Raw genomic sequence first — 10,662 nt, 5'->3', positions numbered from 1 at the left:
CGAGGCCAACCGTGGTCGAGCGATACGCAATTGAGCCCTCCTCGAAGTAATCGATCACAGACTTGACGGAGGAGCCATACCAGGCCGATGAGAACCGGAGGCTCCGTCAGCTATTCGGATCTACGGCACCGACCAGATGGGGCGGAAACCGCACTCGCAAGCTGGGTTCGGTACTAGAAGCAGCGCAACCGGCACGGAGCCCCTCAGCAATGACTGCCTCGGACCTTTCCGGAACACACCCACATGCCACCGAGCGCGCGATCCGAGCGGACGGTGGCCGATCTCGGACCAGTCCCCTACCGGCATCCTCGGAACGTCCGCAACTGCCGAATTGAGTGCGTTTCAGAGGCTGACGGCGCTATAGCCGCGCGGCGTTGGCCGCGTCGCTGGCGTTGTACTTCCCCATGGGATCCATGGTGCGCCGGGGCACCGACACGATGGCCGGTCTCCTCGTGGGCAAACGAAGAGACCGGCCTGCTGGCAACACCGGGCGTCGGAGTTTGTCCGGCACGCGAAACTGCCTAACCGAGACCAGTTCCGAGCCGCCGGCATCCGTGGTGATCGACCTGCCCATCACCACGGTCATCGCCAGGTCGATCACGTGCGCGTTACCGCGCGGATGCGCGGGCTACCACCTGAGTTCGCCTTTGACTTGGGCGACGATTCCGTTCTTGTCGCCGGAAAGAATCGCCCGCGCATCACCGGAGCCCGGATGATGCCACTCGTCCAATGGCACGTCGGCGGGAGCATCGATGATGCCGACCTTTGCGGTGTGGTCTTCTCCGTCGCACGTCACCGATTCCTGGCTCGACGTACCGCTGGCCGGCTCGTCGTCGTTTTCGGGTTCCGGGGAGGTCTGGGTGACCTCGACCTGCAACCACTCGGCGACACCCTTCGCGCAGTTGTAGCTGACCGTAACCTCGATGCCTTCGGTCGTATGCTGGGCGGCGGGTACGAATTCGGCGGACTTCAAGGTGATCCTCGCCTTCTCCGCCGCCACCGCCGGGGCGGTGAGACCGGCCCCCGACACCATCAGCACACCCCCGGCCGCGATCGTGATCGTCATAGCTGCGCGAACAACACTCACCGTATCCCCGTCCGTCGTGGCGAACCGGCCGATCCGGCGCGACCTATGACCCACTATTCGTCTCAGCGGCCAGCACGGATGGAAAGAAACCACACCGGGACCCGGCACATCACCCCCATCGGCCCCGGAACGCGGCCGCCGACACCGGGCAGCGTTCGGAAAACGAGGTGGCCCCCGGCGGAATAGCTGGCGGGGCGGCGTAGTCGAACATCGGTGTCGGCGTCCGGACAGCCCCGGGCCTCACCCCATCCGTCGCTACGAGCGACCACCCGCCGAGCGGCGCTTGTAGGACGTCGGACTTCAGCGATAACACCGCCAGCGCACCCCTGCTGCCTGGCGGCGTTTCGCTATCCGAACCTCGACCTTCGACAGGGAAATGACCTCGGCGTGGGCGGGGCTGCTACCGATCGAGGGTGAAATCAGGCGGGGCTAGCTACTATTCGCAGTTCTCACCTTTGACCGTGCCCGGCAGCGACTTCACCACTTCACCTTCGCTACAGCGGACCTGATTTGAGTATTCATCGGTCGCCCAGTAGAGAGCAAAACCTTCGTCGATCTTGCCCTCCCTGGGCAAGACCTCGTCGTCGGTATCGCACTGAATCCCTATGGCCTGACCGTATTCGGTCACCACAACATCTTCGCAAGCGTAGGTCAGGGGCCCCTGCGCCGCGGCGGTAGGAGCCACAACGGTGAACGCGACACTCGCGAACAGAGCCGAGACCACGAGAGTGGTGCTGGTGCTGCGCATGACGATCCCCAATCTTTTGGAGTGAACTAGGCCTTTACCCACACATGATTCGGAGCGAGAGCCAACGCGGATCGGGCCGGCGCTGACCCTGTAGCCCTGCTCGACCAGCAGCCGAGGAGGTGAGAAGGTGTCGCGTCGGTGGCGACACCGACGGGGCCACGTTGTGGCAGGTGAGCCTCGGGCTGCTATCATTAGAACATGCGTTCGAACGAATCCTTTGAGGAGCAGGTCAGGGCGCTGGAGGGTGCGGTGGCTGGGGTGCGGGGGTTGGATGTTTCGCGGGCTACCGAGGATGAGTTGGCGGAGTTGCTGGAGCGGTTGGAGTCGGGGGCTCGGATGTTGGCGGGGGTTATTTCGCGGGTGGCTTATCGGCTGCGGCAGTTGCGGGATGCGGTGTAGCGGGTCGTAGCGCGGATGGGTCGATGGCCAGCAGGGTGGGTAGGCGGGATTCGCCTTCGGGGGTGACGCGGATGGCGCGGCCGGTTCCGATCCGGGTGATCCAGTGGAGTTCGTGGAGGCGGCGGCAGAGATGGGCGCCCGCGGCGCCGCCGAGGTGGGTGCGGCGTTCGGTCCAGTCGAGGCAGGGGCGGGCAAGCGGGCGACGGGTGGTGCGCAGGAGGGCGGGGTCGACACCCAATGGGCCGGTCAGCCAGGTCAGGCCGGCATCGGTGAGTGCGAAACCGTTGTCCTGATCGAGGAGAGCCTGGGTGGTCATGGCGTCGGTGATGGCGACGCCCAGGTGTCCGGCCAGGTGGTCGTAGCAGGTGCGGCCGTGCGCCAATGCTGCTGCGGCAGTGGCGGTTCGGAGACTGGTCACCGTTGGGCGGGATGGGTCCAGGTGGGTGACCATGGACTCCAGTAGCTCGGCCACCTGCGGGCCCGCCAATTGGACGTAGCGGTGCCTGCCCTGGCGGCGCTCGATGAGCAGTCCGCCCTCGAGGAGGCGATTGAGGTGTTCGGTCGCGGTGGACGCGGCGACCCCGGTGTGGCGGGCGAGTTCGCCTGCGGTCCAAGCGCGGCCGTCGACCAAGGCGAGACACATGTCGGCGCGGGTGCGGTCGGCGAGCAATGCGGCGAGACCTGCTAGTTCTGCTCCTCTGGATGACACGATCCCATGATGGTGCGCGAACGGTTCGGCGGCCACCGAAATGATCCGGGGATACGGTCACGGCATGACAGCTGCTTCGATCACCGCCCCCGAGCAAGTGCGCGCCGCATTGATCAACGCACCGGTGCCCGCGGTGCCCCGGGTGGACGCGCCGGTCGGCCTCGCCTGGCTGCGCTCGCACGTGCCGCGTTTCGCCGAGGGAGTCGAGCATCAGCGGTTGCGGAGATTGGTCACCGCGGAACTGGATCGCCTCTCCCCCGCCGATCTGCGCCAGCGAGCGCGCACCACCACCGGACCACTGCCCCACGTCCGCGTCTTGGCAGAATCCCTTGGCCTGCACAATATTTCGACAGAAGCAGTAGCGCTGGTAGCAGCGCACTATCAACCATACGAGCCGGACAACACCGCGGCCGACGACGCCGTGGCCGAATTGGTAACCGCGATCAGCGGCGTAGCCGACGACGCCACCGCCGCCCGCATCTGCCTACTGGTGCAGGCATGTGCCGCGACCAGCGCACTGATCGCCAACGCCCGACAACTGCCCGTGGAAGACACCGCCGAGCAGATCATCGAGCGAACCATGATCGAGAACCCACCGCTCCGCTCCACCAGACGTTTCATCAACGAAGCCGTGGTAGAGCTCGACATACGGCACCCTGGACTGGGATTCGGGGCGGGCCCGCACGCCTGCCCCGGCCGAGCACACGCCATCGCCATCGCCGCCGGAATCATCGAGGGATCCGCATGAACAAGACGAAGATCTTCCACGACCTGCACCACGGCGCTCGACCGCTGGTGCTGCCGAACGCCTGGGACTTCGGTTCCGCGGCAATCCTTGCGGCCGAAGGGTTCCCGGCGATCGGGACCACCAGTCTCGGCGTCGCCGTCGCGGCGGGCTTGCCGGACGGCACCGGAGTCACCGCCGAGGCGACGCTGGCACTGGCCCGGCTGCTCGCCCGGCTGCCGGTGCCGGTCACCGTCGACATCGAAGGCGGCTTCAGCGAAAGCCCGAGTGCCGTCGCCGAATACGTCGCCCAACTGGCCGAATTGGGTATCGCAGGAGTCAATCTGGAGGACGGCCGCGCGGAATCCGCACTGGCCGAACCGGATCACCAATCCGAGGTGATCGCGGCGATCAAGGCCCGCTCCCCCGAGTTGTTCGTCAACGCCCGCGTCGACACCTACTGGCTGAAACTCGACACCGACACCACCCAGAGCCGCGCCGAACAGTACACGGCCGCGGGCGCCGACGGCATCTTCGTCCCCGGCCTCACCGACCCCGACGAAATCGGCCGGATCGTCGCCGCTACCCCACTGCCCCTCAACATCCTCTACGCACCGACCGGCCCCTCCCTCACCGCACTCGCCGACCTCGGAGTCCGCCGGGTGAGCACCGGTTCGCTGCTCTACCGCACGGCATTGGCCGCCGCCGTCGCCGCCGCCCGCGCGGTCCGCGACGACACCCCCACTCCCACCGCAGCTCCGAGCTACCGGCGAATCCAAGCCCTCACCGACCCCGCCTGAACGTTCGCCGACGCCGAGTCCGATCGTTGCGGCTCAACCGCACGGTCGCCGAAGTCGACCAGCCGCACCGGATGTTGACTACCATCGATAGCAGCGGCCGATGGCCGAAAGGGGGTCGCTATGTTCGAGAGATTCTCCGATCAGGCCCGTCGGGTGATCGTGCTGACCCAGGAAGAGGCACGAGAACACGGCCACGACTACATCGGACCGGAGCACATGCTGCTCGCCATCCTTCGCGCCTGCGAGATCGGTTCCGCGGCGACCACCGCCCGCGCCCTGGCCGAACTGGGTATCGAACCCGCGGCGGCCAGGGTGCAGATCGCGTTGACGCCGGGGACGGCGGACTACAGCGTGTCCGGGAACATTCCCTTCACCAAGCAAGCCAGGAAAGCGCTGGAGAACAGCCTGCGGGAAGCGCGGGCGCTCAATCACGCGCACATCGAGGCGAGCGATCTGCTGCTCGCGCTGACCAGCACGGCCGACGACGACCCAGGTACGCCGATCGCCGCCGCGGTCGACGCGCTGGGACTCGGGCACGAAAAGCTCCGACGGGCGCTGGCGGCCGTCGCGTCCCACCCTGCGTCCGCGCCGGTCAACCCGCGCTTCACTCCTCTGGTGCTGCGGGCGTTGGCCCGCGCCGACACCGAAGCCCACAGGACCAGCAACAGCAGGGCCGACACGGGGCATCTGCTGCTCGGACTGCTCGCCCACGAGGACGAGGTCGTGCACCCCGCGCTGCGCGCACTCGGCGTCGATCCGCAACAGCTCGCCATCGAAGTGCTCAACCGGCTGCCCCGCAAGGACTGACTCGAGAACGTCAGCGCTTCTGCACTACCCGCTCTCCTTGGCCCGGCTTCCAAATGGTGATTTCCAGGTGATCATCCACCACTTCGACGGTTGAGGCACTGCTGAGGTCGGCGACGTAGAAGTGGTCGAATTCCTGACCGCGGATATCGAATCCGCTCTCGTCGAACAGGTCCTGCGCGAACCGAACGTGCACCTCCTTGTCCCGGACATCCACCACGGTGCCGAACAGCTTCGCGTCACCGTCGCTGACTTTCGTGTCGGTGGTGGCGGTGTGCAGACAGAAGCGAGGATCGCGGGCGAGATCGCGGAACTTGGTGGTGCCCGGCATCCCCGCGATCACCAGCATGTCCTCGAACAGCCGCGGCTCGATCGGACTGATCCTCGGAAACCCGTCCGAACGCAGGGTGCCGAGCATGCACAGATTGCCGGTGGCGGCATGTCGGCGCAGGAAGATCTCGGCGATGCGCGGTGCTTCTGCGGTGAACTCACTCCAAGTGGCCATATCGAGAACGATACGAGCAATCCCTGACATCTCCTGTCAACGTTTTCTGACTAATCTCGACTGATGCGAGCAAGTCGACTGGTGCAGCTGCTGCTGATCCTGCAAACCCGCGGCCGGACCACGGCAGGCGCGCTGGCCGAGGAACTCGATGTGTCGGTACGCACCGTGTACCGAGACGTCGAGGCCCTGTCCGCCGCGGGCGTGCCGGTCTACAGCGAGCCGGGCCGAGCGGGCGGCGTGCGCCTGGTCGACGGCTACCGGACTCGGCTGACCGGCTTGACCACCGACGAAGCCGACGCCGTGCTGCTCGCCGGATTACCCGGCGCGGCAGCCGATCTCGGGCTCGGCACGGTGCTGGCCACCGCCCAGCTCAAAGTGCTGGCCGCCCTGCCGCCCGAATTACGCGGCCGCGCAACCAGAATCGCCGAGCGGGTGCACATCGACGCGCCCGGCTGGTTCCACCGGCCCGACGAGACGCCCACCCTGAACACCGTCGCCGATGGACTCTGGCACGATCGCAAGCTGCGGGTGCGCTACGGCCGCAAGGACAAGGTCGTCGATCGCATCCTCGACCCCCTCGGCCTGGTCATGAAGGCGGGCACCTGGTATCTGGTGGCACGGGACGGCACGGCGATCCGCTCCTACCGGGTCGGCAGAATCATCGCCGCCAAGCCGACTGGCGAATCCTTCGATCGCCCAGTCGATTTCGATCTGGCTGCCCATTGGTCCACGGCCGCCGACGATTTCGCGCAATCGATGCTGCAGGTCCGCGCCCGCTGCCGGGTCGCCGCCACCCATCTGCGGATGCTGCGATTGATGAACGAACCGGTCGCGGTCGCCGAGGCGCTGGCCACTGCGACCGAACCCGACGCGGCGGGCTGGGTCGAACTGACCCTGCCCTCGGAATCGTACGAGGTACTCGCCCACGGCCTGCTGCCGCTCGGCGAATACGCCGAGGTACTCGATCCGCCCGAATTACGCGCACGAGTGGCCGCGACGGCGGCTCGAATGCACGCCCTGTACAACACCTGATGACCGCCGGCCGGACGCTTAGGACACTCTCGTTCCTAACGGTCTGCCATGCTGGATCGCATGTTGGAGACGTCGGCGCGCCTGCTCAAACTGCTCGCTCTGCTGCAGACGCACCGCGACTGGACCGGTGCCGAGCTGGCCGAACGACTGCACGTGACCGGCCGCACCGTGCGCCGCGACATCGACCGGCTCCGCGAGCTCGGCTACCCGGTGCACGCCACCCAGGGCACCGGCGGCTACCGGCTCGGCGCGGGCGCGGCCCTCCCGCCGCTGCTGCTCGACGACGACGAGGCGGTCGCGGTAGCGGTCGGCCTGCGCAGCGCCTCGGACGGGACCGTGGCGGGCATCGAGGAGTCGTCGCTGCGCGCCCTGACCAAACTGGAGCAGGTACTCCCGCCGCGCCTGCGCCACCGCGTCCGCACCCTGCGCGGCGCCACCATCCGAGTCGGCACCCCCGGCACGGCGGTCGAGCCGGAAACCCTGATGGCGGTCGCCGAGGCCTGCCAACGCCACGAACGCCTCCGCTTCGACTACCGCGCCCACAACGGCGCCACCACCGTCCGCACGACGGAACCGCACACCCTGGTCCACTTCAGCCGCCACTGGTACCTGGTGGCCTGGGACGTCGACCGTGCCGACTGGCGCACCTTCCGCGCCGACCGGCTCACCCCGCGCATCCCCACCGGACCCCGCTTCACCCCGCGCGAACCGCCGGAAGGCGATGTCGCCACCTACCTTTCGCACCAACTGTCCACCCGCGCCTGGCCGTACCAGGCCACTGTCCTGCTGCACACCTCCGCCGAGGTCGCCACCCCGAACATCTGGCCGGGCATGGGCGTCCTCGAACCCGTCGACGCCGAGACCTGCCGCCTCCTGGTAGGTGCCGAAACCCCCGATTCGCTCGTCTGGATGATCACCTCGGTGGACATCGACTTCACACTGCTGTCCGGCCCGCCGGAACTGGTCACCGCCTTGCGCGTCCAAGCCACCCGCTGCCACCGCGCGCTGCGCGACTTTCCTGACACAGGACCATGATCGAGCGCGCCAGTGCGGAACAGGCGACGCCCACCTGAGCCGTCGCCGGCCTGGCCGTCAGCAGGTCCAGTCCAGCACCGGCGCAAGGGATTTGGCCTGTGCCGAGGTGGGGACCAGCCGCAGCGCCGCGTTGCGGACGGCGACGAGCGGCGGCCACGACAGCTGCGCGATCGTGCCTATGCGGCGGGAGCGGGCGACGATCATCTGGGTGCGGGGCCTGCGCTCCCGGTCGTACCTGGTCAGGTCGGCGTCCTCGGTGGCAACTCGAGCGAGGATGACGGCGTCTTCGATGGCCTGGCAGGCACCCTGCCCCAGGTTGGGCGTCATCGCGTGCGCGGCGTCGCCGACGAGGGCGATGCGGTCGGCGACATAGGTTTTCAGGCCGGGAAGATCGTAGAGGTCGTGTTTGAGGACGGCGGACTCGTCGGCCGACGCGAGCAGCGACGGGATCGGCTCGTGCCAGGTACCGAAGCGGCGACGCAACTCGGCCAGGCCGCCGCCGGGCATACCCTCGGGCATGTTGGCGACCGCGAAGCAGTAGACCCGACCGTCGCAGAGCCCACCCAGGCCGAAACGTTCACCACGGCCCCAGGTTTCGCCGAGACCGTTGATCGGCTCGGCGGGCGTGGTGACCAGCCGCCAAGCGGTGTAGCCGCTGTAGCGCGGGGTGATGTCGCCGCAGACGGCGCGCCGCGCGACGCTGCGAATACCGTCGGCGCCGACGACCAGGTCACCGGTGGACGTACCCGCGGAATGCACGACGGTGCCGTCGGTCCGCGCCTCGGTCACCGCGACGCCGGCCCGCAGCACGGCTTCCGGCAGCGCCGCGAGCAGGATGTCGAGCAGGTCGGCGCGGTGCATCATGATCGGGCTGCCGTATCGCGCGCGGATCCCTTCGACATCGATGCGCGACAGCCACCGCCCCGCGCTGTCCCGGATGCCCGACGAGCCTTCCTCGATGGCCCGCGCACGCACCTGATCGCCGAGACCGATCGCGTCCAGTGCGCGAAGCGCGTTCGGCCACAGCGATATTCCCGCGCCCACCTCGCTGATCTCGGGGGCCCGCTCCAGCACCTCCACTGTCCAGCCACGCCGGGTCAGTGCGACGGCGGTGGTCAGACCACCGATTCCGCCGCCGACGATGATCGCCTCGGCCATCGTGACTCCTCCCGCTCGGATGGTCACGAGCGTAGGCCGCCGCCGAACGACCCGATCCACCGAGGACCCGCGCGCCGGTAGAACGCCGATGCGGGACCGGCCTCGGTGCCGCCGCTCGTCGCTTCCGACGGGCGGCCGTGCCACCGGTTGTCCGGCCCCGCAACGGAGCTCGACACCGCGGACCGGATGGTCCGCGCGATTCAGCTGACGATCGCGAACAAGATCGCCGCGACCGCGAAACTCACCACGGACAGGATCGTTTCGAGCACGGTCCAGGTCTGCAGGGTCTGCTTCACGGTCAGGTTGAAGAACTTCGCGATGATCCAGAAGCCGCCGTCGTTGACGTGGCTGAGGATGATCGAGCCCGCGGCGATGGCCATGGCGATCAACGCGATCGACATCTGCGAGTAGCCGTGGCTGGCCACCAGCGGGGCGACGATGCCGCCCGTGGTGACGATCGCGACGGTCGCCGAGCCCTGGGCGATGCGCAGTCCACAGCTGATGATGTAGGCGAGCACGATCACCGGCAACCCGGCCGCGGACATGGTGTCGGCCAGTGCGGTGCCGATGCCGGTGGCGGAGATGACCTTTCCGAAGAAGGCGCCCGCGCCGACCACCAGCAGCAGCATGCCCACCGGCCGCAACGATTCCGCGGTCAGCTCGCTGAGCTCCTGCACCGTGGACCCGCGACGCACGCCGAGCACGTAGAACGCGATCAGCACCGCGATGAGCAGCGCCACCGCGGGCGTGCCGAAGAACGTCAGCACCTGCAGCAGCTGCGAATCCTTGTCCAGCAGCTGGGTTCCGAAGGTGGCGCCAAGGATCAGCACCAGCGGGATGGCGATGATCGCACCGATCAGACCGACCGACGGCGGGGTGGCCGTGACGGTCTTGGTCGCGACACCACCGGAACCGCCGGAGACGCGCTCCCCCTCATCGGGAGCGGTCTGCTCATCTTCCTTGCGCACCAGGAACTCGTCGGGCACCTCGACATGGATCCGCTTGCCGATGTAGCTGCCCCACACGATGCCCGCCGCGACGAATCCCGGCAGCCCGCAGACGAATCCCATCAGGATCAGCCAGCCGAGGCTGACGCCGAGCAGCCCACCGAGGGCCACCGGACCCGGGTGCGGCGGCAGGAAGGCGTGCGTCATCGACAGACCCGCGAGCATCGGCATCGCGTACAGCACCAGCGAGCGGCCACCGCGCTTGGCGGCCACGTAGATCAGCGGCGCGAGCACGAAGATGCCGATGTCGAAGAACACCGGGATACCGAAGATGAGCCCGAGCAGGCCCATGGCGAACGGAGCGCCCTTCTCACCGAACAGGTTCAGCAGCTTGCCGGTCAATACGTCGGCGCCACCGGAGCGTTCGAGTATCGCGCCGAGTACCGTGCCGAGACCGATGATCACGGCGATATGCCCGAGGATGCCGCCGAAGCCGGTCTCCAGCAGTGAATCACCGGCCTTGATCGCGGTGCCGACGATCTTCGACACCGGGAGTCCGGCGGCGAGCGCCAGCCCGAGCCCGGTGAGCAGCAGCGCGATGAACGGCTCCAGCTTGACCTTGATGATGGCGAACAGCAACACGGCGATCGCCAACCCGCAGAGCACAAGCAGCCCCGGGGTTGTGGTGCGCAGCCAATCAACGGCGCCCATGGT

12 protein-coding genes are annotated in these 10,662 nt (G+C 67.8%); 5 read left to right on the top strand and 7 right to left on the bottom strand.

Features of this window, described 5'->3' with window-relative positions:
* Positions 1–358 precede the first annotated feature (358 nt).
* The 4 genes from ACIHA7_RS18265 to ACIHA7_RS18250 all read right to left on the bottom strand — a co-directional run bounded on the left by ACIHA7_RS18265 (position 359) and on the right by ACIHA7_RS18250 (position 2,943).
* Complete coding sequence (locus ACIHA7_RS18265; protein WP_397290726.1) at positions 359–601, bottom strand: hypothetical protein; 243 nt, start codon at positions 599–601, stop codon at positions 359–361.
* 27 nt (positions 602–628) lie between these two features.
* Complete coding sequence (locus ACIHA7_RS18260; RefSeq protein WP_397290724.1) at positions 629–1,066, bottom strand: hypothetical protein; 438 nt, start codon at positions 1,064–1,066, stop codon at positions 629–631.
* A gap of 457 nt (positions 1,067–1,523) precedes the next feature.
* A complete protein-coding gene (locus ACIHA7_RS18255) occupies positions 1,524–1,835 on the bottom strand; it encodes a hypothetical protein (RefSeq protein WP_397290722.1) in 312 nt (103 codons plus the stop codon).
* 349 nt (positions 1,836–2,184) lie between these two features.
* Complete coding sequence (locus ACIHA7_RS18250) at positions 2,185–2,943, bottom strand: ArsR/SmtB family transcription factor (protein ID WP_397290720.1); 759 nt, start codon at positions 2,941–2,943, stop codon at positions 2,185–2,187.
* Between the two features lie 64 nt (positions 2,944–3,007).
* Between ACIHA7_RS18250 and ACIHA7_RS18245 the strand changes: the two genes are divergently transcribed.
* From ACIHA7_RS18245 to ACIHA7_RS18235, 3 genes are all read left to right on the top strand, one after another.
* The gene (locus ACIHA7_RS18245) at positions 3,008–3,691 is read left to right on the top strand and encodes a hypothetical protein (RefSeq protein ID WP_397290718.1); all 684 of its coding nucleotides are present in this window, start codon (positions 3,008–3,010) and stop codon (positions 3,689–3,691) included.
* Positions 3,688–4,467: an isocitrate lyase/phosphoenolpyruvate mutase family protein gene (locus tag ACIHA7_RS18240; protein ID WP_397290716.1), complete on the top strand. Its 780-nt coding sequence runs from the start codon at positions 3,688–3,690 to the stop codon at positions 4,465–4,467. The genes ACIHA7_RS18245 and ACIHA7_RS18240 overlap by 4 nt, the downstream gene beginning before the upstream one ends.
* 120 nt (positions 4,468–4,587) lie before the next feature.
* Entirely contained in the window at positions 4,588–5,274 is a 687-nt protein-coding gene (locus ACIHA7_RS18235; RefSeq protein ID WP_397290714.1) for a Clp protease N-terminal domain-containing protein, read from the top strand.
* Positions 5,275–5,284: 10 nt separating this feature from the next.
* Here the strand turns inward: ACIHA7_RS18235 and ACIHA7_RS18230 are convergent, their stop codons facing one another.
* Positions 5,285–5,776, bottom strand: coding sequence for a pyridoxamine 5'-phosphate oxidase family protein (locus ACIHA7_RS18230; protein WP_397290712.1), 492 nt, complete (start codon positions 5,774–5,776; stop codon positions 5,285–5,287).
* Positions 5,777–5,839: 63 nt separating this feature from the next.
* On the opposite strand from ACIHA7_RS18230, the gene ACIHA7_RS18225 reads away from it, so the two are divergent.
* The gene (locus tag ACIHA7_RS18225; protein ID WP_397290710.1) at positions 5,840–6,808 is read left to right on the top strand and encodes a helix-turn-helix transcriptional regulator; all 969 of its coding nucleotides are present in this window, start codon (positions 5,840–5,842) and stop codon (positions 6,806–6,808) included.
* 60 nt (positions 6,809–6,868) lie between these two features.
* Positions 6,869–7,843 carry a helix-turn-helix transcriptional regulator gene (locus ACIHA7_RS18220; RefSeq protein WP_397290708.1) on the top strand — a complete coding sequence of 325 codons (975 nt, stop codon included), beginning with the start codon at positions 6,869–6,871 and terminating at the stop codon, positions 7,841–7,843.
* A gap of 57 nt (positions 7,844–7,900) precedes the next feature.
* Here the strand turns inward: ACIHA7_RS18220 and ACIHA7_RS18215 are convergent, their stop codons facing one another.
* Together ACIHA7_RS18215 and ACIHA7_RS18210 are read right to left on the bottom strand one after the other, a co-directional pair.
* The gene (locus tag ACIHA7_RS18215; RefSeq protein WP_397290706.1) at positions 7,901–9,001 is read right to left on the bottom strand and encodes an FAD-dependent monooxygenase; all 1,101 of its coding nucleotides are present in this window, start codon (positions 8,999–9,001) and stop codon (positions 7,901–7,903) included.
* A gap of 200 nt (positions 9,002–9,201) precedes the next feature.
* Complete coding sequence (locus ACIHA7_RS18210) at positions 9,202–10,659, bottom strand: GntP family permease (protein ID WP_397290704.1); 1,458 nt, start codon at positions 10,657–10,659, stop codon at positions 9,202–9,204.
* Positions 10,660–10,662: the final 3 nt, after the last annotated feature.

The organism is Nocardia sp. NPDC052316 (genome assembly GCF_044547795.1).
Lineage (GTDB): Bacteria > Actinomycetota > Actinomycetes > Mycobacteriales > Mycobacteriaceae > Nocardia.
Note: the sequence above shows the minus strand (reverse complement) of the source record. Positions and strands in the feature narration are given on the sequence as shown.